The sequence below is a fragment of the Belnapia sp. AC561 genome, from assembly GCF_979252845.1.
The window spans coordinates 48,606-70,688 of record NZ_CEEDBP010000003.1; the positions used below are offsets into that span (position 1 = coordinate 48,606).

Genomic DNA, 22,083 nt, shown 5'->3' on the forward strand with positions numbered 1-22,083 from the left:
CCTCAGCCGATGAAGGGCTTGGCCGCCACGTCGTAGTCGCCATAGCCCAGCGTCGCGCGCAGTTCCGCCGGCGGCAGCGCGGAGGGGGCCGCGGCCTCGCCGGCCAGCAGCGCCTTCAGCCCGGCCTGGATGCCGGCGATGGCGGGGGAGAGCATGCCGGTCGGATAGGTGCCGATCTTCAGGCCGAGGGCTTCCGCCTGGCTGCGGGAGGGCGTCACCGGCGTCGGCGTCAGCACCGCGAAGGAGGGCTTGCCGCCGGCCGCGGCGACGGCGCGGCGGATCTCCTCGTCATCCGCGGGGCTGTCGAGGAAGAGGATGTCGGCGCCCTCGGCGGCGAACATCTCGATCCGCGCCACCGCCTCGTCGATGCCCTGGGTCGGGCGGCAATCGGTGCGGGCGAGGATGAGGATGCCGCTGTCCCTTGCGGCCTGCACCGCGGCGCGCAGCTTCATTCGCGCCTCCTCGCGCGGCAGGCAGGGCTTGCCGGCGGCGGTGAGCGCGCGGGGGGTGATCTTGTCCTCGATCAGGATGGCGGCGGCACCGGCCTGGCCATAGGCGCGGACGGTGCGCTGCACGTTCATCGCATTGCCGTAGCCGTGGTCGCCATCGGCCAGCACCAGCAGATCCGGTGCGGCGCGATGGACCATGGTGAAGCTGTCGAACATCTCGCCGAAGGAGATGAGGTCGAGGTCGGGGCCGCAGAGCCGGCTGGCGGCGCAGCAGGAGCCGGAGAGGAAGGCGGACTGGAAACCGGCGGCGGCGGTGAGCTTGGCGCTGAGCCCGTCCCAGACGGCGGGCATGGTGACGAAGCCGGGTTGGGCGAGCAGGGCGCGCATGCGGTCGGGCGGGGTCATGGTGGGTATCCTTTGTCGAGGGTCAGTAGCCGCGGTCGGGGAAGACCTGATGCAGCAGGGGTTCGCCCGCCTGGAAGCGGCGGAGGTTGGCGAAGAAGCCGTCGAGGCAGCGCGGGCCATAGGCGGTCGGGTCGTACAGCCCGCAATGCGGGGTGATGACGAGGTTGGGCGTGTCCCAGAGCGGCGAGTCCGGCGGCAGCGGTTCCTGCGGCAGGGCATCCAGCACGGCGCCGCCCAGGCTGCCGTCGCGCAGCTTCGCGGCCAGCGCGGCATGGTCGAGGATCTCGCCGCGGCCGATGTTCACCACCCCGGCGTGGCGCGGCAGCAGGTCCAGCTCGGCGCGGCCGATGAGGTCGCGGGTGGCGGCCGTCAGCGGCAGGGCGATGACGAGGACATCGGCCTCGGGCAGATGCGCGCGGAAGCCCTCGCCTTGCGTCATCACCGCGACGGCGGGATGCGGCCGGCCGCCGTGGCTATTGCCGATGACGCGCATCCCCTGCTGCCGCAGCACGGTCGCCGCAGCGCCGCCCAGCGCGCCCATGCCGAGGACCAGCGCGGTCTTGCCGGCGACGGTGCCGCCGGAACGCGGCGCCCAGCGCTTCTCCCGTGCCGCCGTCAGCAGCTGCGGCATGAAGTTGTTCAGCATCAGCACGGCGGTGAGGGTGAATTCCGCCGCCTTGGGCTCATGCGTGCCGCTGGCATTGGTGAGCCGGAGCTGCGGCGGGAATTGCGTGTCGATCAGCCATTCCACCCCGGCGCTGGTATAGCTCAGCCAGCGAAGATGCGGGGCGCGGCGGCCGAGCTCCTCGAGCGGCGCCTTGCCGGTCAGCAGCAGCACCTCCGCCTCGGCCAGGGCCGCTTCCAGCGCGGCCGGGCTGGTGCCGAAGCTGAGGGCGAGGCCATCGCCGAAGGCGGCGGCCCCTGCCCGCACCCGGTCCTCCGTGATCTCCCCGGCCAGCATGGAGGCCGGGTTCACCTGCACATGCAGCCGCGTCACTGGTCGACCTGGATGTTGTTGGTGCGGATGATGCGGCCGTAGGATTCGGTCTGCTGCGCCAGCCGGTCGCGGAAGGCCGCCGCGCCCTCGGTGCGGACCTCGCCGCCGAGCTCGGCGATGCGGGCCTTCACCGCGGGCTCGGCCAGCACCGCCTGCAGCTCGCGCTCGATCCGGGCGACCAGCGCCGGGGGCGTCGCGCCCTGGACCAGCAGCCCCTGCCAGGTGCCGGCATCGGGCTCGGGCCAGCCGAGCTCGGCGAAGGTCGGCAGGTTGGGCACGGCCGGCAGGCGATGCGTGCCGGAGACGGCGATGCCGCGCATCTGGCCGTTCACGACATAGGCCTGGGACTGGGTGGCGCCGGCCATGGTCAGCCCGGCCTCGCCGGAGACCAGGGCCAGCAGCGCCGGGGCGCCGCCGCGATAGGGCACCGAGGTCATCTCCGTGCCCCAGGCATTGGCGAGCGAGAGGGCGACGATATGGCTCAGCGTGCCGGTGCCGGAATTGGCGGCGTTGAGCTTGCCCGGATTGGCCTTGGCATAGGCGACCAGGCCGGCGGCATCCTGCACCGGCAGGGCATTGCTGACCGCCAGGATATAGGGCGCGTAGATCAGCATGCTGACCGGCGCCAGGTCGCGCTGGGTATCGAAGGGCAGCTTCGGGAACAGCGCCGGATTGGTCGCCAGCACCGAGACATCGAGCAGCAACATGGTGCTGCCGTCGGGCCGGCTTTTGGCGACGTAGTCGGCGCCGATGTTGCCGCCGGCGCCGGTGCGGTTCTCGACCACCACGGATTGCCCAAGCGCCTTGGCCAGCGGCGCGGCGATGAGGCGCGCGAGGATGTCGCTGGTGCCGCCGGGGGCATTGGGGACGACCAGGCGGATGGTCTGGGTGATCTCCTGGGCATGCAGGATGCCGGGCGCGGCGAGCAGGCCGGAGGCGGCGAGGATGGTGCGGCGGTGCATGGATATCTCTCCCGGATCAAACGGCATCCGCCTGGGCGGCATGGGCCGGCGGCGCGGCTTCTCGCATGCGGAAAGCCTAGCATCTTTCCGCCCGCAGACATCCCCAGCCGCTGGGACGTTTCCGTGACCCCGGGGCATCCAGCCAGCCCCGGCTGATGGCCTGTGCGGCCGACGAAGGTGCCGGACCTCCGAGGTCATGGTCCGGAATCACTCCCGGCGACAGCCTCGTCAGGCCGCGGCGCATCCTCCAACCCGACCATAATTCGAAAAACGTCGCGGAAATGATACATTTTTGAACATTGTTGGTTGATTATGAATTTGCAATATTACGATTTACGCGATGTGCGGCGGCCTAGCCCCGAAGGGATGTGGATATGGCAAAGCTGGTGGGTAATCGTGACCTGGCACTTGTCTTCGGTGATCTCGACATCGGCGAATGGCTGAACGCCGAGGGCTATTCATTGTCCGGGACGCGCATCGTCCTCGATTTCGTCTGGCCAGACCTCGGAATGACCGGGCGGACGATTCTCACCGGCACCGGCTTCACCGTCGACGAGGCGGGCAGGGCAACCGGGGGGCAAGTCACCGGTTGGGCCAGCTACCAGAATGGCGCACTCCTGGCGGAGCTGAGCGAATTTTCCCTGCCCCTGACCGAGGTCTTCGCCTATGCCGCCGCCGATGACAGCCGAGGCCTGCTCTCGGCCATCCTCGCGGGCAATGACCTGATCTCCGGCTCGGAGCTCGGGGATTCGATAACCGGCTTCGACCTCAACGACACGCTCCGGGGCCAGGCCGGTGACGACACGCTGTCCGGCGGTGGCGGCGACGACCGTCTTGAGGGCGGGGATGGGGCGGATCTCCTCGACGGCGGCGAGGGCACCGACAGGCTGATCGGCGGTGCCGGCCGCGATACCTTCGTCTTCACCGGCGGCGGCGGCATCGATACCATCGTCGATTTCTCCTCGGGCATCGACAAGATCAAGCTGGTGGATCTCGACCTCCATAGCTTCGCCGATGTGCTGGCGCATGCGCAGGTCCGCGTGGGTGGCGGCACCCATCTCGACTTCGGCACCAATTGGGAGGGGCAGCGGCAGCTCCTGCGCCTGCCGACCGTCGCACTCGAGAAGCTGTCGGCGAGCGACTTCATCCTGCCCGACAATTTCGCGCCGACCGGCGTCACCCTCTCCGGCGCCCCCAGCCCGGAGAATACGCCCGGCCTGATCTACCTCGGCACGCTCACGGTGGCGGATCCCGATGCCGGCGATACCCATAGCATCAGCAGCCTCGACCCGTCCTTCAGGGTCCAGGGGAATGCGCTCTATCTGGTCGAGGGCGCCGTGATGCCCGACTACGAGAATGTCACGAGCCTGCATTCCTATCCGCTGTGGCTGCGCGTCAGCGATCAGGACGGGCTTGTCCGCAACCTCGCCGTGGCGGTGGACCTGGGCAACGTGGTCGAGCCCTGGTCCGCCCAGAGCGAATTCGGCGGCCGCGTCCCCAATGCGAATTTCAGCAGCGGCACCTTCCTGCTCGCCAACGAGCAGCTGCAGGAGGCCAGCGTGCGGATCGCGCCCGGCAGCATCGGGACCTTCACCACGGAAGCCGGCGGCACCATCACGATCAGCATGGAAGGCTACGCGAATTACGTGCCGGCCGAAGGCTTCGTCGGTACCGACAGCTTCACCTATGCCATGCGCGACGCGATCGGGATGACCGGGGATGCCAGCGTCTTCTTCAACGTCTTCACCAATCACGCCCCCACCGTCACGCTCACGGACCGGCTTTTCACCACCCGTACGAACGGTGCCGAAGTCGGGCTACTGAACGTCGACGATGCCGATGGCGACGCCGTGCATTTCAACGTGACCGATAATTCGGCCGCGGTCGATTTCCAGGTGGTCTGGGACAACGGGTATCACCTGGCGCTCATGCCGGGACACCGGCTGGTGGACGCGGATGATGTCGGCGTCACCATCACCGCCACGGACCAATGGGGCACGAGCACCGTCCTCGACACGGTCGTACACGGCCTTGGTCTGAAATCCATAGCGGGCGACATGGTCGTGGACGACGACGCCGTGGGAAGCGCCTTGGGCGCCGTTACCACGAGCCCCGGCTATACCCTGTCCGTCATCGGCGGCGACTCGCTCGCGGCGCGGTTCGAGGTGCGGGACGGCAAGCTGGCCTTGAAGGCGGGCGCCAGCCTCGACTACAACGCTGGTGAGACCAGCGCCACGATCCTGCTCGGGGCCAGCGATGGGTTGGGTGGCGAGGCCACGATGAAACCTCTCACGGTGCGGGTCAGGCCGGCGTTGGATGCGGTCGAGGATGTCTATGTCGTGCTGCCCGGGACGACTATCAGCAAAAATGGCCAGGCCGGCCTGCTGGCGAATGACACGGCTGCCGGGACGGGCCTGGCGGTGGCTCCGACGCTGCTGAATGCCCCCATCACGACGAAGGCGGGGGGGGCACTGACCGTCGCCGCGGATGGTTCCTTCAGCTATGCCGCGCCAACCGGTTTCGTCGGGCGCGACAGCGCCACCATCAAGGTGACGGATGACTTCGGCAGCAGCGACAAGGCCCTGGTCACCTTCCTGGTGGACCATGCCCCGCGGGAGGCCAGCCCGATCGCCAACCTGTCGATCCAGCTCGGGCTGGGCAAGATCGGCCTGCAGCTCGGAGAGAACCACTTTACCGACCAGGATGCCGGCCAGAAGCTCGATTATGCCCTGACGGCCGCCGGTGCGGGCGCCCTGCCCGGCTGGCTGACCTTCGATGCCGCGAAGCGGGTGCTTTCGGTCGCGGCGGATGCGGCCGGCGATGGCGCCATCAGCCTGCTCCTGACGGTCGGCGACGGCCTCCTCTCCGTCACGGACGAGTTCATCTTCACCTATGGCGCGCAGCAGACGACGGTCTTCGGCAGCGAGTGGGCGGTCCTGCCATAGCGGCGGCAGCCAGGACCGGCCGCGACAGGGACCCGAGCGCGGCACCGGTGGGCGGCCCGTGGCGGCGAGGCATGGTTGCCTCCCCGCCTCAAACCGCCTTCGGCGTGCCGTATTCCCGCACCCTGGCATCGTCCCGCCGCCGCACATCCGGCAGCAGCGCGGTGCCGAGCCCCGGGCGGGTCGGCGCCTGGGCCATGCCATTCACGATCAGCGGCAGCTCGTTGACCAGGTCGCGGTACCAGGTGGCCAGCGTCGCCCGCACCACCTCTTGGAAGATGGCGGTCGGGGCATGGATGGCGAGCTGGAGCCCGGCCATCAGGGTCACCGGCCCGGTGCAGTCATGCGGGGCCAGCGGCTTGGCGAAGGCCTCGGCGAGCGCGGCGATCTTGCGGCCCTCGGTCAGCCCGCCGCACCAAGCGAGGTCGAGCATGACGAAATCGACGGCCTCGGCTTCCAGCATCTGGCGGAAGCTGACGGCGCCGCCGAGCGTCTCGCTGCCGCAGATCGGCACCCGGCTGCGGCGGCGGAGGTCGGCAAGGGCCTTGAAGTCGCCCATCTTGGCGATCGGGTCCTCGACCCAGAAGATGCCGAGGTCCTCCAGCGCGTGGCAGATCCGGGCGGCGGCCTCGGCCGACCAGAGGCTGTGGAGTTCGGCCATCACCTCGATCCGTTCGCCGACCGCGGCGCGGATGCGGCGGAAGGGCTCGAGCCCGGCCTTCAGCTCCGCCAGGGTGATCATCTGGCCGCCGGAGGCCGTGGCCTGCACGTCGAGCGGCCAGATCTTCATGGCGGTGAAGCCTTCCGCCAGCAGGCTCTCGGCCAGCGCCCCGGCGTCGCGCATGAAGGCGACCTGATCGTCGTAGGGACCGATGGGCTTGTCCCCGGCGCCGATGTCGCGGCGGCCGGCGGCGGCGGCACCGCGGGCGGTGCCGCTGTTGTAGGCATAGCCGGCGCAGGTGTTGTAGGTGCGGATCTCGCTCCGCATGGCGCCGCCGAGCGCCTCATGCACCGGGATGCCGTGGCGCTGCCCGGCGAGGTCCCAGAGGGCGAGGTCGATGGCGCTGGCGGCCCGCACCTCGGCGCCGGTGCTCTGGAAGCCGAGGTAGGGGGTCATCAGGTGGCGGGAGACCGCCTCGATCCGCCGGCTGTCGCGGCCGACCAGCCAGGGGGCGACCTGCTCGTGCAGCACCGCCTCCACCGCCTCGGCGCCGCGGAAGGATTCGCCGAGGCCGGTCAGGCCCTCATCGGTCTCCAGCTCGACCCAGATGAGGTTGGGGCGTTCGGCGATGCGGATGGTCCTGAGGCAGGTGATCCGGGACATGGGCGCGGCTCCGCACGGCTGGCATTGGTTCGCCCATCTGCCATACGCGAGACGCCGGGTCTTGCCACCCCGTCGCGCGTCAGCGCGTCGCCTGCACCGGCTTCGGCCGCCAGCGCTCCGCCATGGCCGCGAGGCCCATGAGGCCGAGGGCGCCACCCGCGATCAGCGGCAGGTCCAGCCAGGGCGCGGCGGCGGGAAAGGCCCGGAAGAGCGAGACGACGGCATAGGAGAAGAACAGCCCGACGCAGAAGACGTTGAGGCTGTTGCGCCCGGTGGCCGCCAGGGCGGGCAGCAGCCGGCCCTGCAGCGCCAGCGCCCGCGGCGGCACCAGGGCGACCACGACATAGGCCAGGGCCAGCGAATGCAGCACGCGGGGCAGCGCGAGATCCTGCTTGCCCATGATGGCCTGGAGGTCGAGCGCCGGACCGCCGATCAGCCCGTGTTCCACCAGCCGCACCCAGAGGCCGATGGCCAAGGTGGCGAAGGCCAGCAGCAGCAGGCCCGGATGGCGGCGGATGGCGCGGCCCTGCAGCAGGGCGCGGCGGCCGAACCAGGCGCCGAGGACGAAGAGGATCTGCCAGGCGAGCGGGTTGAACTCCACCTCCGTCCCGCCGAGCCCGGGCAGGTGCCAGCCCCAAAGCTGGACGGCGGCATAGAGCAGCGCGAAGGGCAGCAGGGCCCAGGCGCCGAAGCGGTCCATGCCGCGGATCAGCACCGGCAGGATCAGCATGCACCAGATGAAGACCGGCAGGATGCCCATGTATTCCGGCTGATACAGCAAGGTCGCGGCACCGGGCAGGGCGAGCCAGGGCGCGGTCAGCAGCCAGCCCCAGCCCATGGCATTGGCCTGCCCCGGCGTACGCAGCGCCATCTCGGTGGCGATGACCATGGCGCCGAAGCCGCAGAAGACAATGAGATGCGTCATCTGCAGCCGGGCGATGCGGGGCAGCAGGTCGCGCAGCGCGGCCCGGAAGCCGAAGCGGTGTTCCTTCAGGACGAAGACGGAGCCGAGCGCGAAGCCCGAGAGAAACAGGAACTGCTCCGAACTGTCGGACAAGCCCCAGGCAGCGGAGATCAGCCAGGCGCCGATGAAGGAGCCATGCGCATGGGACGCGAAGATCTGCAGCTGCAGCCAGCCGCGGAGCAGGTCGAGCCGGGTGTCCCGAGGCGGGCGTTGCAGCAGCATGAACGATCTTCCTTACACGGCGTGCGGGCGGGGCAGCACCCCGACGCGGGCCAGCAGGGCCAGCACCTCCTCGCGTCGGAGAACCAGCACCAGTGCCGCCATGACCCAGGTGAAGCAGGCTTCCTTGAACAATCCCCCACCGTCGCCGTAGGGATCGATCCCGATCGGGCCGATGGTATGGAAGAAGATCGCCCCGCTCATCAGCCCCAACGCCAGGGCCGCGCCGAAAATGCGGCTGCGGGGGATGAGAACGAGGATGGCGGCGATGATCTCCAGGATGGCGACGGTCAGGCGGATCGGCTTCTCATGCGCCGGGATGCCGAACCAGTTGGCCAGCGGCTGGAAGACGCCGTCGATGGAGCCCTGGTTGCCGGTGAGCTTGTACTGCTCGTACCAAAGGAACTCGTAGGCGATCCAGATCGCGGCGGCCCAGACGACCAGCCGCTGCACCGTGTCCCTGTTCATGACGGATGGTCCTTCCAGCTGCCGCGCCGGCGTCAGCGCTTGTCGTACTGGACTTCGATCATGCCGCCGGTGCCGACGGTCAGCCGCGGCACGGCGCCGTCGTTGCCGACGCGGGCGGTGGGCGCGGCGGTGTCGTAGACGACCTCGAGCATGCCGTTGACATTCTCGAGCCGCAGGACGCGCTGCGACTGCGGCAGCCCCGGCGCCATGTCATAGACCAGGGTGACGGACGCATTGTCGTTGATCATCACCATCCGCAGGACGCGCTCCCCGGCGATGGGACCGAGCTGCATGCGCTGGCCGGGCTGCATCGGCGCGCCCTGCAGGGCGGAAGGGGCCGCGGTCTGGGCCTTGGCCAGCGGCATGCCGGCGAAGGCCGAGAGCGCGAGGGCGGCGGCGAGGAAGCGGGTCTGCAGCATGGGATGTCTCCAACCGAGGGGGTCTGCGGGATGTTTCGCCGGCATCCGCCGCATGGTTACGCGGCGCCGCATCGATGATCCCGCCTCGGTCGGCGCAGTGGTGCGGCTACTTCTCGACGTTCCAGAACATCGGGAAGCTCGATTGCACCAGCCCCTTCAGGCCGCTGCGATAGGCGGCGGGGATGGTGAACTGGCCCCAGCTCACCGCCGGGGTCAGGTTATAGGCGATGGCCTGGATTTCGTCGGCCAGCCGCTTTCGCGCGGCGAGGTCCGGGGCGCGGGCGAAGGCGGCGAGCAGCGGCGGGATGCGCTGGTCGCAGCTCCAGCCCGGGTAATCCGCGCAGCTGCTGGCGACGTAGAAATGCGTCAGCGGCGAGATCATGTCGATGCCATTGGCATAGACCGAGAAGATGCCCCAGCCTTCCTTGCGGGCGCGGCGGGCGAGCACGGTGCCCCAGTCCATCACCTGCTGGTCCACGGTGAAGCCGGCCTGCTTCAGGTTCTGCGCCAGCAGCATCGATGCCGTCTGGCTGATGCTGCCCTGCACCTCCAGCATCACCACCGGCTGGCCGGCATAGCTGGTCGCCGCCAGGGCAGCCTTGGCCTTCTCGATGGAGAAGTCGAAGGCCGCGGCGCCCGCCGTGCTTTCATAGGGGCTGTCGCACATCCAGAAGCTGCCGCAGCGATCCACGGCATAGCGGGACGGCACGCCGATGGCCTGCATGACGGCCGGCTGGTCCACGAGGTGCCAGAGCACCTGGCGGATCTTCGGGTCGTCGAAGGGTGGCGCCATGTGGTTCAGGCGGAAATTGCCCTGGAACATGTGCAGCCCGCCGAGGCCCATCAGGGTGATGCCGCGCGCGCGTTCCAGCCGCGGCAGCAGGTCGAAGGGGACGTATTGCTGGTAGTCGACCTCGCCGGCCATCAGCGCGGTGGAGGCCGTCGCCTGGTCGGGCATGACGCGCAGGCTGAGCTGGTCGATCTTCACCACCTTGCCGCCGGCGAGGAAATCCGCCGGCTCGGGGCGCGGGACATAGCCGGCGAATTTCTCCAGCACCATGCTGTTGCCGGGGCGCCAGAGATCGGCGCGGAAGGTAAAGGGGCCGCTGCCGACGATCTCGGTGATGCGGGTCTCGCCGGGGGTGCGGGCCAAGCGCTCCGGCAGGATGAAGGGCACCGGGGCATTGGGCTTGCCGAGAACCTCGAGCACCAGCGGGAATTGTTCGCGCAGGCGCAGCACCAGGGTCCGCGCATCGGCGGCCTCGAATTGCGCCCCGGCGGCGAGCAGCAGCCGGCCCATGGCATCGCGCGGCGCCCAGCGCTGCAGCGAGAGGGCGCAGTCGCGGGCGGTGACGGCGGCGCCATCGTGGAAGCGCAGACCATCGCGCAGGGTGAAGCGCCAGACCAGGCCATCCTCGGCGGCGGTGAAGGTATCGACCATCTGCGGCCGGATGGCGCCGGCGCTGTCCATGGCGAACAGCGTATCGAAGACGTGGTAGCCGAAGCTGCGGGTGATGGCGGCGGTGGTGAAATAAGGATCGAGGATCACCGCCTCCGATTCCAGCACCGCGTTCAGCACCGTCGCCGCCTTGGCGCTGCGGCTCAGCGCCGGTGCCGCCAGGGCCCCGGCCAGCAGGATGGTGCGCCTCGTTGTCGGCGGCATGGCTTCTCTCCCCGGTGGACCGGGGGGAGCTTAGGCATGCTCGTGCGGCGGCGTCACCCGATGGCCGCCGCCGCGGCGTCAGCCGAGGCCGCGGCCGCGGCGAAGCCGGCCTCCGCCGCCTGCAAGGCCAGGTCGATGTCGGCGGCGGTATGGGCGCAGCTCAGGAACATGTTGTGCTTGGGGTGGAAATAGGCGCCGGCCCGCAGCGCCGCGGCGCAGAAGGCATTGCCCCGGGTGAAATCGGCATCGCCCTCGAAGAGCATCAGCGGCATCTGCGCCGGGCCGGACTGGCGGATGGTCAGGCCATGCCGGGCGGCGCCGGCGGCGAAGCCGGCCCGCAGCCGTTCCCCCATCGCCTGCATATGAGCCGGGCCATCGAGGCGGCGAAGTTCCGTCAGCGTCGCCAGGGCGGCGGCCATGGGCACGGCGGCGCACCAGAAAGACCCCGTGGTGAAGATGCTGGCCGCCGCCGCGCGGAAGCGCTCGGCGCCGGTGACCGCCGAGAGGGCATGGCCATTGGCGATCGCCTTGCTCCAGGCCGAAAGGTCCGGCCGGATGCCGAGCGGCTCCCAGGAGCCGCCGAGGTCGAGGCGGTTGCCGGCCCGGACGTCGTCGAGGATCAACGCCGCGCCGGTCTGGTCGGCCAGCTCCCGGAGGCGGCGGGCGAAGGCGAGGTCGGGCATCTCCTGGTCGCGGCCGAGGTCGTGGCGAAAGGCGGCGACCAGGATGCCGGCGAGGTCCCCGTCCGCCTGATCCACCGCATTCTCCAGCGAGGCGATGTCGTTGTAGTCGTAGTGCAGCACATGGGCGCGGTCCTCGGCGGTGACGCCGACCAGCGAGGGCGAGCACCAGGGGGCGGCGCCGTGGTAGCTGCCGCGGGCGGCGAGGATCTTGCGCCGGCCGGTGCCGGCCCGGGCGATGGTGACGCAGGCGGTGGTGGCATCCGTCCCGTTCTTCTCGAAGAGGCACCAGTCGGCGGCGGGGATCTGCGCCACCATGGTCTCGGCCAGCTCGACCAGCACCGCGGCCGGGCCGTTCATGGCATCGCCCTGCGCCGCCTGGCGGGCGGCGGCTTGCTCCACTGCGGGGTTTTGGTGGCCGAGCACGATGGGGCCCCAGCTGCACATGAAGTCGATGACGGTATGGCCGTCGACATCGGTCAGCCGGCAGCCCTCGGCGCGCTGGTAGTATTGCGGATAGCCGGCGGGCAGCCGGCCGGCGTCGAGATGGCCCCAGAGGCCGCCGGGGATGACGGCGCCGGCGCGGCGGCGGAGCGCGGCATCCCGCGAGTTGGGCAGCTGGTCCATGGTCGATGCTCTCCGGAGGATGCCGCATGATGGCGCAGTTCCGCCGGGCGGGGGAGCCGCCCCCCCCTTGCCGCCCGCCCGCGATGCCGCGAGGCTGCACCCCTGCCCGAGGGGGGATCGCCATGCGCCGCCTGCTGCTTGCCCTGATGCTGCTCGCCGCGCCGGCCTCGGCGGAGACGGTGCTGCGGATCGGCATCGCCAGCGATCCCGACGTGCTGGACCCGACCCTGTCGCGCAGCGTCGCCGGGCGGCAGGTTTTTGCGAGTCTCTGCGACAAGCTGCTCGACATCGATGAGAAGTTGGCCATCGTGCCGCAGCTCGCCACCGCCTGGCGCTGGGAGGCCGATGGGCTGGCGCTGGTGCTGGAGCTGCGCCCCGGCGTGCGCTTCCACGACGGCGCGGAGATGGATGCGGCGGCGGTGGTCGCCTCGCTGGAGCGGCACCTGAGGACCCCGGGCTCGACCCGCCGCGGCGAGCTGGGGCCGGTGCGGGAGGTGGTGGCGACCGGGCCGCTGACGGTGCGGATCGCGCTCAGCGAGCCCTTCGCGCCCTTGCTGGCGGCGCTGTCGGACCGGGCGGGGATGATCGTCTCGCCGCGCCGGGCGGCGGTGACGGGGGCGGAATTCGCCCGGGCGCCGGCCTGCGCCGGGCCGTTCCGCTTCGTCCGGCGGGTGGCGCAGGACCGGATCGAGCTGGAGCGCTTCGACGGCTACTGGGACGCGGCGCGCATCCATGTCGACCGGGTGGTCTTCCGACCGATTTCGGATACCACCGTGCGGGCGGCCAACCTCCGCGCCGGGCAGCTCGACATCATCGAGCGGGTGCTGCCGAGCGACGTCGACGAGCTGCGGCGGGACCGGCGGGTGGCGGTGCGGCAGGTGGCGAGCCTCGCCAGCGTCTATGTCGCGGTGAACATGGCCAATGGCCCGGCGGCGGAAAGCCCGATCGGCCGCGATCCGCGGCTGCGGGAGGCGCTGGAGTTGGCGATCGACCGCGACGTGCTGAACCGGGTGGCCTTCGAGGGTCTCTACCTGCCGGGCAACCAGTCGGTACCGCCCGGGCATCCGCAGCATGTCGCGGCGCTGCCGTCACCGGGCCGGGACCTGGCGCGGGCCAAAACCTTGGTGCAAGCGATCGGCGGCCGGCCGCGGGTGCGGATGTCGGTGCCCAATACCACCGAATACGTCCAGGCGGCCGAGGTCATCCAGGCCATGGCGGCGGAGGCCGGGATCGACCTCCAGCTGCAGGTGATCGAGGTGGCGACCCTGCTGCGGCAATGGACGGCGGGGGAATTCGAGAGCCTGATCATCGCCTGGTCCGGGCGAACCGACATCGACCAGAACCTCTGGGGCTTCAATGCCTGCGGCGAGGCACTGAACGGCGGCAAGTACTGCAGCCCGGCGGTGGATGCGGCGCTGCGGGCGGGCCGCTCCCAGGTGGCGCCGGCGGCGCGGCAGGCGGCCTATGCGGAGGCCATGCGGCTGCTGCTGGCGGACCGGCCGTATATCTATCTGTGGCACCCCGTGTGGTTCTTTGGCACGGCGGCGAAGCTGCGGGGGCTTGCCCTGGTGCCGGATGGCTTGATCCGGCCGCAGGGCATCAGGGTGGAGTGAGGGTTATGATCGATCTCGCGGCGCATCTGCCGGAATTGGATGGGACTCTCACCGTGCCGGGGCTGGCGGCGCCGGTGACGGTGCAGCGGGATGCCCAGGGGGTGCCGCATCTCCGCGCCGAAACCGCGCAGGATGCCTGGTTCGCCCTGGGCTTCGTCCATGCGCAGGACCGGCTCTTCCAGATGGACCTGACCCGGCGGCGGGCGACCGGGCGGGCGGCCGAATTCCTCGGCGCCGCCGCCTTCGAGCAGGATGCGCTCTCCCGCCGGCTCGGCGTCGAGCGGGCCTCGCGCCGCGACTACGAGGCCGCGGCACCGGAGACGCGGGCGATGCTCGACCGCTATGCGGCGGGGGTGAATGCGCTGATCGTCAGCGCCACGCCGCTGCCGGTGGAATACGCGCTGCTGGACGCGGTGCCGGAGCGCTGGGAGGGCTGGCAGAGCATCGCGGTGATGCGCCGCCTCGGGCTGCTGATGGGCTCGGTCTGGTTCAAGCTGTGGCGGGCGGCGGCGCTGCCGGTGGTGGGCGCCGAGCAGGTTGGCAAGCTGCGCTACGACGACGGCGGCCTCGATGCGCTGATCATCCCGCCCGGCGTCGAGGCGAAGCGCTGGGAGGCGACGCTGGCCGAGCTGGCGCCGAGCGTCGCGGCGCTGCTGGAAGCGGCGGCGCCCGATGCGGCGGGCGGTGGCAGCAACAACTGGGTGCTGGGGCCGGGGCGCAGCGATACCGGCCGGCCGGTCCTGGCGGGCGACCCGCACCGGGTCTTCGAGATCCCCAACATGTATGCGCAGCACCACATCGCCTGCGACGCCTTCGATGCCATCGGCCTGACCGTGCCCGGCGTGCCGGCCTTTCCGCATTTCGCCCATAACGGCAAGGTCGCCTGGTGCGTCACCCATGCCTTCATGGATCTCTTCGACCTGTTTGTGGAGCGCTTCGACGCCGGGGCGGCGCACTACCGCTTCCGTGGCGCCTGGCATCCGACGACGCGGCGGGAGGAGGAGATCGCGGTGCGCGGCGAGGCGCCGCGGCGGATCGCGGTGATCGAGACGCATCATGGCGCCGTCATCGCCGGCGATCCGGCCAGGGGTACCGCACTGACGCTGCGCACCGTGCAGACGGCGGAAACGGATTTCTCCTTCGACTGCCTGCCGCGGCTGCTCCGCGCCGGATCGGTCCAGGAACTGTACGAGGCGACGCGCGGCTGGGGGCTGATCGACCACAACCTGGTCGCGGCGGATACCGCCGGGCATATCGGCCAGCTCGTGCGGGCGACCATGCCGCGGCGGCCGCGGGCCAATGGCTGGCTGCCGGTACCGGGCTGGACCGGGGAACACGAATGGGAAGGCTGGATCCCCTTCGAGGCCATGCCGCGGGTGATCGACCCGCCGGGCGGCGTCATCGTCACCGCCAACAACCGGGTCGTGGCGGATGATCATCCGGACTACCTCTGCACCGATTGCCATCCGCCCTACCGGGCGCAGCGCATCGCCGCGCTGATCGAACTCGGGGCTTCCGGCACCGCGGCCGGGGCGGCGGTGATCCATGCCGACGTGCTTTCCCCGCATGCGGCGCTGCTACGGGACAGGCTGGCGGCGCTGCCCGAGCCGGCGGGGCCGGCAGCGGCGCTGCGGGACATGCTGCTCGCCTGGGACGGGCAGATGGCGGAGGGCAGCACGGCGGCCGAGGGCTACAACGCGCTGCGCCGGGCGCTGACCGCGGTGCTCGCCGAGCGGAGCGGGCTGGCGGCGCTGGCGGGGCACCCCTACCTCTCGGTCGCGCCGGGGATCGTGCCGCAGAACCAGCTCTGGTGGTGCCTGCCGACCCTGTTGCGGAACGACGACGCCGCGCTGCTGGGCGGCTGGAGCTGGGACGAGGCCCTGGGCGAGGCGCTGGACCGCGCCGCGGGGCCGCGGCAGCTCTGGGGCCGGGTGCATCAGCCGCGGTTCAGCCATCCGCTCTCGGCACTCTTCCCCGGGGCCGGGCTGGACCCGGCTTCGCTGCCGGTGCCGGGGGATGGCGATACGGTGCAGGCCATCGGGCTCTTGCCCTCAGCCGGGCCGGCGGCCACCTATGGCGCGCTGGCGCGCTATGCCTTCGACGTCGGGGATTGGGACAACAGCCTCTGGGCGGTGTTCCACGGCGTCTCGGGCCGGCCCGGCAGCCCGCATTACGCCGATCAGAACGGCCTCTGGTCCGGCTGCCGGATGGCGCCGATGCGCTATTCCTGGGCGCTGATCGCCGAGGAGGCGACCGCGACCCAGACCCTCGATCCAGGAGAGCCCGCATGAAGCTGCCAGGCCCCGACCATCCCATCAGCATCACGCCCACGCCGCAGCAGGTCCGGGTCCTGCTCGGCGGCCAGGTCGTCGCCGAGACGACGCGGGCGGTGACCCTGCGGGAAGCGAGCTACCCGCTGGTGCAGTACATCCCCCGCGCCGATGCCAACATGGCACTGCTGAAGAAGACCGCACGCAGCACCCATTGCCCCTACAAGGGCGATGCGAGCTACTACAGCATCGCCGCCGGCGGGAAGCGGGCCGAGAATGCGGTCTGGAGCTACGAGGCCCCCTTCCCCGCCATGGCCGGGATCGAGGGCTACCTCGCCTTCTACCCGGACCGAGTGGACGCGATCGAGCTCGGCTGAGGCCGGCCCGGCCTCAGCCCTGGCCTCAGGCGGGACGCTCGGCCTGGGCGGCGCGGACGGCGCTGCCCAGGGCCGCCATGGCCCGGCGTGGCTGGCCTGCCGCCACTTCCTCCTGCGCCAGATGCAGGCCCGAGAGCACGGTCTCCCGCGCCGGCGTCAGGCCTTCGTGGGTGATCAGCAGCCGGAGCTGCGTCTCGGCCAGGGCGAGGTTGATGGCCGCCACCCGGGCATGGTCGTCGCGCAGGGCATGATCGGCGCCGAGCAGCAGTTCCAGCAGGTGCCGGGCTTCCTCCGAGCCGGCCGGCAAGGGAAGCAGGCTGGGGCTCGGCGGGTCCTGGGTATGGCCGGGCCCTTGCGGCATGAGGGGCACCAGGCTGGCGCTGAAGATATCGAGATAGGGATGTCCGACGGATGCTGTCGGCATGGTCGTCTGCCTCATCTGCGGCGGGATGCCGCCGCCGGAGATATTGCGCTCCGGCGGCCCGTTCGGGACGCATATCGATGTGAGGCAGGTTTAGTCTTGTCCATACGGCCGCCATGCGGCAGCCAGTATGGGGGCTACTCCTTGTAGTCGGGCTCCTTGCGGTCGAGGATCCGCTTCAGCGCGGCGAAGTGCCAGTCCGCATTGGACCGGCCGCCGTACTTCTGGCCGGAGGCCTTGAAGCTGGCGATGGTGCCGTCGATGACCTCCTGCGGCAGGTGGCGCAGCGGCTTGCCGGTCCACATGGCATAGAGCTGCACCTGGGCCACGCGCTCGATGTAATAGAGCCGGTCATAGGCCTCGGCGACGGTGCGGCCGACGGTGGCGACGCCGTGGTTGGCCATGATGAGAATGGTCTTGTCGCCGATGACGCCGGCCAGGCGCTCGCCCTCGGAGGGCTCGAAGGCGAGGCCGGTATAGGTCAGGTCATAGGCGGTGTTCATCATGGTGCCGAGCTCGGTCTGGCCGATCGGCAGGATGGACGGGTCCTCGAGGCGCGACAGGGCGCTGGTGAAGGGCATGTGGGTGTGGAAGACCGCGGCGGCGGTGGGGAGCGCCTTGTGCATCGGCGCGTGGATGCAATAGGCGGAACGCTCGATCTCGCCCTCGCCGGCCAGCAGGGTGCCGTCGTAGCCGACTTCCATGAAGCAGCTCGCCGTCACCTCGGACCAATGGGTGCCGAAGGGGATCTGGTAGTAGCGGTCGTTGGCGCCGGGCACGCGCAGCGTCAGGTGGTTGAAGATGCCCTCATGGAAGCCGTGCATCACCGCCAGGCGATGCGCGGCGGCGAGATCGACCCGGGCCTGCCAGCGTTCGTCGGCAAGGGCCAGGTCCTGGGGGGCAAGCGATTCCAACGGCATGAGGTGGCTCCACGGATTTGCGTGGCGAGGATGCTAGGCCGATCCCCGGCAGGGGCAAGGATTTAACCGCAGCCCGGCTGCGCCGCGCGGTCGTCCGGACCGATGAGGGCGAAGCCGAAGGGCTCGGCGGCGGCGGGGTCGACGGTGACGACCACGGCGCGGGTATCACCGTCGCCGGGGACCATGACGCGCATCAGGTTGGGGGCCTCGGGGGCCGGGTGGTCCTGCAGCCAGAAATGGCTGTCGCCGTTCAGCAGCAGCACCGGCTTGCCGAAGGCACGGGCGGCCTGGGCCAGGGCGGTGCGGGTGACCAGATGGCCCTCGAAGAGGCCGCGGCCGCAGCGGTCCCGGTAGTACATGTCCGATTGCAGGGCGACGACGACGGCCCGGCTGCCGGAGGCGGTGGCGGCGGCGAAGCCGGCCTCGATCCAGGCACGGTTGGCGGCATCCCGTGCCGGGTATTCCGCCGCGGCGCCGGGCGGCAGCGCCGGGTCGCGGTCGAGCGGCCGGTTGTTGTCGGAGCCGGGGACATGCACCGTGAGGAAGGTGACGCCGCCGCGGTCCCAGCGGGCATTCTCGACATAGAGCCGATGGGCCGGGTCGGCATCGGCCTGGCGGATCAGCGGCATGGTCGCCTGGCCCAGGCTGCGCGGCTGGGCGAAGAAGTGCCCGCGCAGCAGGCGGAGCCGGTCCAGCGGGTCCCAGCCACCGGCGCGGGATTGCCAGCAATCCGTCCATTCGTTGTCGCCCGGCGTATAGACCAGGGGCGCGGCGAGGCGGCTCATCCAGGCGGCGGTGCGGTCGATGATGATGGCATCGGTGCAGGCCTCGGCGCCGCCCTTGGTATCGCCGAGGAAGATGCTGAAGGCGGGCGATGCGGCATTGATCGTGCCGGTCAGCGCCTCGACCCGCGCGAGTTCGCCGGCGCAGGCCGCCTCGTCCCGGCCGTTGCAATAGGGCATGTCGCCGAAGGCGACGAAGCGGAAGGGCTGGGCGCCGGCCGTGGCGGGCAGGGCGAGAAGCAGCAGGAGGAGAAGTGCGCGCATGCGGGAAGCCTATGCCCCGCCGCCCGGCCGGACCAGTGACGATACCGGTTCGGCCCCGCTGTTGCCTTATGGCCGCTGCCGCGCTACCGGCCCCCGCGTGTCCCCTCCCCCGCCGCTCCGCACCGATGACTTCGACTTCGCCCTGCCCGAGGCGCTGATCGCCCAGGCCCCGGCCCGGCCGCGCGACGCGGCGCGGCTGCTGGTGGTCGGCGGCACGGCGCCCGAGGACCGGGTCATGCGCGACCTGCCGGGGTTGCTGCGGCCCGGCGACATCCTGGTGGTGAACGATACCAAGGTGATACCGGCCCGGCTGCGCGGCCGCCGGGGCGAGGCCGCGGTCGAGATCATGCTGAACCGCAACGAGGGCGGCGGGATCTGGGAAGCCCTGGTGCGCAATGCCCGGCGGCTGCGGCCGGGCGACGACGTGGCGATCGAGGGCGCCGGGCTTTCCGCCCGGGTGCTGGAGCGGCTGGAAGGCGGCACGGTGCGGCTGGACTTCGGGCCCGACCCGACGCGACTGGCCGAGGCGCTGGAGCAGGCGGGGGAGATCCCGCTGCCCCCCTATATCGCCCGTCCGGATGGGCCACGGCCCGAAGACAAGGCGGATTACCAGGCGGTCTTCGCCGCCCGGCCCGGCGCGGTGGCGGCCCCGACCGCCAGCCTGCATTTCACCCCGGACTTGGTCGCGGCGCTCGAAGCGCGCGGCGTGGGCCGGGCGACCGTCACGCTGCATGTCGGCGCCGGAACCTTCCTCCCGATGCGGGCGGAAGACCCGCGCAGCCACAAGCTGCACCCGGAATGGGGCGAGGTGACGGCGGAGGCGGCCGCCGCCATCGCCGCGGCGCGGGCGGCCGGCGGGCGGGTTGTGGCGCTCGGCACCACCGCGCTGCGGCTGCTGGAAGCGGCGGTCGGGGCGGATGGCGTAGTGGCCCCCTTCCGCGGGCTGACCGATATCTTCCTGCTGCCGGGGCATCGCTTCCGCAGCGCCGACCTGCTGCTGACCAATTTCCACCTGCCGCGCAGCACGCTGTTCATGCTGGTCTCGGCCTTCGCCGGCACGGCGCGGATGCGCGCGGCCTATGAACACGCCATCGCCGCCGGCTACCGCTTCTACAGCTATGGTGACGGCAGTCTGCTGCACCGCGAGGATATGGCGTGACCCTGCACTGGACCCGTTCGGCCGAGGATGGCGCCGCCCGCGCCGGGGTGCTGCATACCGCCCATGGCGAGGTGCCGACGCCGGTCTTCATGCCGGTCGGCACCGCCGGCACCGTCAAGGCGATGACCGCCGATGCGGTGCGGGCGACCCGGGCGCGCATGGTACTGGGCAATACCTACCACCTGATGCTGCGGCCGGGGGCGGAGCGCATCGCCCGGCTCGGCGGGCTGCACCGGTTCATGGACTGGCAGGGGCCGATCCTGACCGACAGTGGCGGCTACCAGGTGATGAGCCTGTCCGAGCTGCGGACCATGGATGCCGATGGCGTCACCTTCCGCAGCCATCTCGATGGCAGCAAGCACCGGCTGACGCCGGAACGCAGCATAGAGATCCAGCACCTGCTGGGCGCCGATGTGACCATGTGCTTCGACGAATGCACGCCCTTCCCGGCGACGGAGGAGCAGGCGGCGACCTCGATGCGGCTGTCCATGCGCTGGGCGGCGCGGTCCCGCGAAGCCTTCGTCCCGCGGGAGGGGCATGGGCTCTTCGGCATCGTCCAGGGCAGCACCTTCGCCGCGCTTCGGGCCGAGAGCGTCGCGGCGCTGACCGCGGTGGGCTTCGAGGGCTATGCGGTGGGCGGGCTCGCGGTCGGCGAGGGCCAGGCGGCGATGTTCGCCACGCTCGACGTGACCACGCCGCTGCTGCCGCGGGAGGCGCCGCGCTACCTGATGGGGGTGGGTACGCCGGCCGACCTGGTCGGCGCCGTCGCGCGGGGGATCGACATGTTCGACTGCGTCATCCCGACGCGATCCGGCCGCACCGGCCGCGCCTATACCAGCCGGGGCGTGCTGAACATGCGCAATGCCCGGCATGCCGACGACGGCGGGCCGATCGATCCCGCTTGCGGCTGCCCGGCCTGCGCCCGGCATTCCCGGGCCTATGTGCATCACCTGCTGAAGGCGGAGGAGATGCTCGGGCCGATGCTGCTGACCTGGCACAATATTCAATATTATCAGGACCTGATGCGCGGGGTTCGGGAGGCCATATTGGCCGGGCGCTTCGCGGCGCATGCGGCGGCCCTGCAGGCGGCCTGGGCACCGGAGGCGACGGAATGACCGGCGAAGCGACGACCGATACCAGCGGCCTCACCCTGCTCGGGCATGGCGCCAGCCTGCCGGCCAGCCCGGAGGCGGCACGGCTGGAGCGGGTGCCGAACCCGCATCCGGGCTACCGATACTGCGTGCGCTTCACCGCGCCGGAATTCACCAGCCTCTGCCCCATGACGGGGCAGCCGGATTTCGCCCATCTGGTGATCGACTACGTGCCGGCGGATTGGCTGGTGGAGAGCAAGTCGCTGAAGCTCTACCTCGGCGCCTTCCGCAACCATGGCGCCTTCCACGAGGCCTGCACCGTGGCGATCGCCCGGCGGCTGGTGGAGGAGCTCTCGCCGGTCTGGCTGCGGATCGGTGGCTACTGGTACCCGCGCGGCGGCATTCCCATCGACGTCTTCTGGCAATCCGGTGCGGCACCCGAGGGTGTCTGGGTGCCGGAGCAGGGCGTGCCGCCCTACCGCGGGCGCGGCTGAGGGTCCATCGGTCCTTCGGGCGCATCCGCGGCCCAGAGTTGCGGGACCTGGTCCTGGCCGGGCAGCTCGTAATGCCACCACTCGGACTCGATATGGGCCCAGCCGCTGGCCGCCATGATGCCGAGCAGCAGCGCCCGATGCCGGATCGCCTCGGCCGGCAGATCCAGCGCCGTCTGCGCCGATTGCGGCAGCATGCTGTCGAAGCCGGTGCCCATGTCGAGCGCTGCGCCGCTGGCGGCGTCGGCCAGGGTCAGGTCCACCGCCACGCCACGCGGATGCATCCCCGAGCCGTCGCGCGGGTCGGCGACGAAGACCGGGTCGGGCAGCGCCCGCCACAGCGCCCATTGCGCGTCGAGCGGGCGGAAGGCGTCGAATATGATCAGCACCAGCCCGAGCGCCCGCGCCCGGGCCACCGCCAGCAGCAGCGCCGCATGCGCCGCCGGCCGCAGCAGCGCCACCGGCCGGTGATAGATCGGCCGGCCGGTGAGGTTGTCGGCCGTCGCGTAGCGGAGATCGAGCAGGACGCCATGGTCCCCGGTCACGGGCAGGAGCATGGCACGGGTCTAGCGCGGA

At 70.9% G+C, this 22,083-nt stretch carries 20 protein-coding genes; 7 read left to right on the plus strand and 13 right to left on the minus strand.

The window, feature by feature from the left end; genetic code table 11:
- Positions 1 to 2: 2 nt before the first annotated feature.
- The 3 genes from AC0IW9_RS03345 to AC0IW9_RS03355 are packed head-to-tail and all read right to left on the minus strand — an operon-like array spanning position 3 to position 2,813.
- On the minus strand, positions 3 to 854 hold the full coding sequence (locus AC0IW9_RS03345) for an isocitrate lyase/PEP mutase family protein (RefSeq protein ID WP_471646782.1): 852 nt from the start codon (positions 852 to 854) through the stop codon (positions 3 to 5).
- A gap of 22 nt (positions 855 to 876) precedes the next feature.
- A complete protein-coding gene (locus tag AC0IW9_RS03350) occupies positions 877 to 1,851 on the minus strand; it encodes an NAD(P)-dependent oxidoreductase (protein ID WP_471646783.1) in 975 nt (324 codons plus the stop codon).
- Positions 1,848 to 2,813, minus strand: a complete 966-nt coding sequence (locus tag AC0IW9_RS03355) for a Bug family tripartite tricarboxylate transporter substrate binding protein (RefSeq protein WP_471646784.1) — start codon at positions 2,811 to 2,813, stop codon at positions 1,848 to 1,850. Before AC0IW9_RS03355 ends, AC0IW9_RS03350 begins: the two co-directional genes overlap by 4 nt.
- Positions 2,814 to 3,187: 374 nt before the next feature.
- On the opposite strand from AC0IW9_RS03355, the gene AC0IW9_RS03360 reads away from it, so the two are divergent.
- Positions 3,188 to 5,758 carry an Ig-like domain-containing protein gene (locus AC0IW9_RS03360; protein WP_471646785.1) on the plus strand — a complete coding sequence of 857 codons (2,571 nt, stop codon included), beginning with the start codon at positions 3,188 to 3,190 and terminating at the stop codon, positions 5,756 to 5,758.
- Between the two features lie 88 nt (positions 5,759 to 5,846).
- On the opposite strand, the gene AC0IW9_RS03365 is transcribed toward AC0IW9_RS03360, so the two are convergent.
- The 6 genes from AC0IW9_RS03365 to AC0IW9_RS03390 form a co-directional block, all read right to left on the minus strand.
- On the minus strand, positions 5,847 to 7,079 hold the full coding sequence (locus AC0IW9_RS03365; RefSeq protein ID WP_471646786.1) for a mandelate racemase/muconate lactonizing enzyme family protein: 1,233 nt from the start codon (positions 7,077 to 7,079) through the stop codon (positions 5,847 to 5,849).
- A 79-nt stretch (positions 7,080 to 7,158) separates the two neighbouring features.
- Positions 7,159 to 8,265, minus strand: a complete 1,107-nt coding sequence (locus AC0IW9_RS03370) for an OpgC family protein (protein WP_471646787.1) — start codon at positions 8,263 to 8,265, stop codon at positions 7,159 to 7,161.
- Between the two features lie 12 nt (positions 8,266 to 8,277).
- Entirely contained in the window at positions 8,278 to 8,730 is a 453-nt protein-coding gene (locus AC0IW9_RS03375; RefSeq protein WP_471646788.1) for a hypothetical protein, read from the minus strand.
- A gap of 32 nt (positions 8,731 to 8,762) precedes the next feature.
- Positions 8,763 to 9,149 carry a hypothetical protein gene (locus AC0IW9_RS03380; protein ID WP_471646789.1) on the minus strand — a complete coding sequence of 129 codons (387 nt, stop codon included), beginning with the start codon at positions 9,147 to 9,149 and terminating at the stop codon, positions 8,763 to 8,765.
- Positions 9,150 to 9,255: 106 nt separating this feature from the next.
- A complete protein-coding gene (locus AC0IW9_RS03385) occupies positions 9,256 to 10,812 on the minus strand; it encodes an ABC transporter substrate-binding protein (RefSeq protein WP_471646790.1) in 1,557 nt (518 codons plus the stop codon).
- A gap of 53 nt (positions 10,813 to 10,865) precedes the next feature.
- Positions 10,866 to 12,119: an aminotransferase class III-fold pyridoxal phosphate-dependent enzyme gene (locus AC0IW9_RS03390; RefSeq protein ID WP_471646791.1), complete on the minus strand. Its 1,254-nt coding sequence runs from the start codon at positions 12,117 to 12,119 to the stop codon at positions 10,866 to 10,868.
- 122 nt (positions 12,120 to 12,241) lie between these two features.
- Here AC0IW9_RS03390 and AC0IW9_RS03395 point away from each other — a divergent pair, with 122 nt between their 5' ends.
- From AC0IW9_RS03395 to AC0IW9_RS03405, 3 genes are read left to right on the plus strand one after another with little or no spacing between them, the layout of a single operon-like run.
- The gene (locus AC0IW9_RS03395; RefSeq protein WP_471646792.1) at positions 12,242 to 13,732 is read left to right on the plus strand and encodes an ABC transporter substrate-binding protein; all 1,491 of its coding nucleotides are present in this window, start codon (positions 12,242 to 12,244) and stop codon (positions 13,730 to 13,732) included.
- A 5-nt stretch (positions 13,733 to 13,737) separates the two neighbouring features.
- Complete coding sequence (locus AC0IW9_RS03400; protein WP_471646793.1) at positions 13,738 to 16,023, plus strand: penicillin acylase family protein; 2,286 nt, start codon at positions 13,738 to 13,740, stop codon at positions 16,021 to 16,023.
- A complete protein-coding gene (locus tag AC0IW9_RS03405; protein WP_471646794.1) occupies positions 16,020 to 16,379 on the plus strand; it encodes a DUF427 domain-containing protein in 360 nt (119 codons plus the stop codon). Before AC0IW9_RS03400 ends, AC0IW9_RS03405 begins: the two co-directional genes overlap by 4 nt.
- Positions 16,380 to 16,404: 25 nt before the next feature.
- Here AC0IW9_RS03405 and AC0IW9_RS03410 read toward each other — a convergent pair whose 3' ends face one another.
- From AC0IW9_RS03410 to AC0IW9_RS03420, 3 genes are all read right to left on the minus strand, one after another.
- A complete protein-coding gene (locus AC0IW9_RS03410) occupies positions 16,405 to 16,803 on the minus strand; it encodes a hypothetical protein (RefSeq protein ID WP_471646795.1) in 399 nt (132 codons plus the stop codon).
- A gap of 134 nt (positions 16,804 to 16,937) precedes the next feature.
- The gene (locus AC0IW9_RS03415; protein WP_471646796.1) at positions 16,938 to 17,720 is read right to left on the minus strand and encodes a class II aldolase/adducin family protein; all 783 of its coding nucleotides are present in this window, start codon (positions 17,718 to 17,720) and stop codon (positions 16,938 to 16,940) included.
- 62 nt (positions 17,721 to 17,782) lie between these two features.
- Positions 17,783 to 18,766, minus strand: a complete 984-nt coding sequence (locus AC0IW9_RS03420; RefSeq protein ID WP_471646797.1) for a hypothetical protein — start codon at positions 18,764 to 18,766, stop codon at positions 17,783 to 17,785.
- On the opposite strand from AC0IW9_RS03420, the gene queA reads away from it, so the two are divergent.
- From queA to queF, 3 genes are read left to right on the plus strand one after another with little or no spacing between them, the layout of a single operon-like run.
- Positions 18,765 to 19,925 carry a tRNA preQ1(34) S-adenosylmethionine ribosyltransferase-isomerase QueA gene (gene queA, locus AC0IW9_RS03425; protein WP_471646798.1) on the plus strand — a complete coding sequence of 387 codons (1,161 nt, stop codon included), beginning with the start codon at positions 18,765 to 18,767 and terminating at the stop codon, positions 19,923 to 19,925. The genes AC0IW9_RS03420 and queA overlap by 2 nt on opposite strands.
- Complete coding sequence (tgt, locus tag AC0IW9_RS03430) at positions 19,922 to 21,040, plus strand: tRNA guanosine(34) transglycosylase Tgt (protein WP_471646799.1); 1,119 nt, start codon at positions 19,922 to 19,924, stop codon at positions 21,038 to 21,040. The genes queA and tgt overlap by 4 nt, the downstream gene beginning before the upstream one ends.
- On the plus strand, positions 21,037 to 21,510 hold the full coding sequence (queF, locus tag AC0IW9_RS03435; RefSeq protein WP_471646800.1) for a preQ(1) synthase: 474 nt from the start codon (positions 21,037 to 21,039) through the stop codon (positions 21,508 to 21,510). The genes tgt and queF overlap by 4 nt, the downstream gene beginning before the upstream one ends.
- On the opposite strand, the gene ddpX is transcribed toward queF, so the two are convergent.
- Positions 21,492 to 22,064, minus strand: coding sequence for a D-alanyl-D-alanine dipeptidase (ddpX, locus tag AC0IW9_RS03440; protein WP_471646801.1), 573 nt, complete (start codon positions 22,062 to 22,064; stop codon positions 21,492 to 21,494). The genes queF and ddpX overlap by 19 nt on opposite strands.
- Positions 22,065 to 22,083: the final 19 nt, after the last annotated feature.

What these genes read in the sequence shown, in the direction of transcription:
- AC0IW9_RS03400 (WP_471646793.1), top strand. Translation starts at nt 13,738, where the DNA reads ATGATCGATCTCGCGGCGCATCTGCCGGAATTGGATGGGACTCTCACC.
- AC0IW9_RS03390 (WP_471646791.1), bottom strand. Translation starts at nt 12,119, where the DNA reads ATGGACCAGCTGCCCAACTCGCGGGATGCCGCGCTCCGCCGCCGCGCC.
- AC0IW9_RS03385 (WP_471646790.1), bottom strand. Translation starts at nt 10,812, where the DNA reads ATGCCGCCGACAACGAGGCGCACCATCCTGCTGGCCGGGGCCCTGGCG.
- AC0IW9_RS03415 (WP_471646796.1), bottom strand. Translation starts at nt 17,720, where the DNA reads ATGCCGTTGGAATCGCTTGCCCCCCAGGACCTGGCCCTTGCCGACGAA.
- AC0IW9_RS03375 (WP_471646788.1), bottom strand. Translation starts at nt 8,730, where the DNA reads ATGAACAGGGACACGGTGCAGCGGCTGGTCGTCTGGGCCGCCGCGATC.
- AC0IW9_RS03355 (WP_471646784.1), bottom strand. Translation starts at nt 2,813, where the DNA reads ATGCACCGCCGCACCATCCTCGCCGCCTCCGGCCTGCTCGCCGCGCCC.
- AC0IW9_RS03395 (WP_471646792.1), top strand. Translation starts at nt 12,242, where the DNA reads ATGCGCCGCCTGCTGCTTGCCCTGATGCTGCTCGCCGCGCCGGCCTCG.
- AC0IW9_RS03420 (WP_471646797.1), bottom strand. Translation starts at nt 18,766, where the DNA reads ATGCGCGCACTTCTCCTCCTGCTGCTTCTCGCCCTGCCCGCCACGGCC.
- AC0IW9_RS03410 (WP_471646795.1), bottom strand. Translation starts at nt 16,803, where the DNA reads ATGCCGACAGCATCCGTCGGACATCCCTATCTCGATATCTTCAGCGCC.
- AC0IW9_RS03380 (WP_471646789.1), bottom strand. Translation starts at nt 9,149, where the DNA reads ATGCTGCAGACCCGCTTCCTCGCCGCCGCCCTCGCGCTCTCGGCCTTC.
- AC0IW9_RS03345 (WP_471646782.1), bottom strand. Translation starts at nt 854, where the DNA reads ATGACCCCGCCCGACCGCATGCGCGCCCTGCTCGCCCAACCCGGCTTC.
- AC0IW9_RS03360 (WP_471646785.1), top strand. Translation starts at nt 3,188, where the DNA reads ATGGCAAAGCTGGTGGGTAATCGTGACCTGGCACTTGTCTTCGGTGAT.
- AC0IW9_RS03370 (WP_471646787.1), bottom strand. Translation starts at nt 8,265, where the DNA reads ATGCTGCTGCAACGCCCGCCTCGGGACACCCGGCTCGACCTGCTCCGC.
- queA (WP_471646798.1), top strand. Translation starts at nt 18,765, where the DNA reads ATGCGGGAAGCCTATGCCCCGCCGCCCGGCCGGACCAGTGACGATACC.
- AC0IW9_RS03405 (WP_471646794.1), top strand. Translation starts at nt 16,020, where the DNA reads ATGAAGCTGCCAGGCCCCGACCATCCCATCAGCATCACGCCCACGCCG.
- AC0IW9_RS03365 (WP_471646786.1), bottom strand. Translation starts at nt 7,079, where the DNA reads ATGTCCCGGATCACCTGCCTCAGGACCATCCGCATCGCCGAACGCCCC.
- queF (WP_471646800.1), top strand. Translation starts at nt 21,037, where the DNA reads ATGACCGGCGAAGCGACGACCGATACCAGCGGCCTCACCCTGCTCGGG.
- ddpX (WP_471646801.1), bottom strand. Translation starts at nt 22,064, where the DNA reads ATGCTCCTGCCCGTGACCGGGGACCATGGCGTCCTGCTCGATCTCCGC.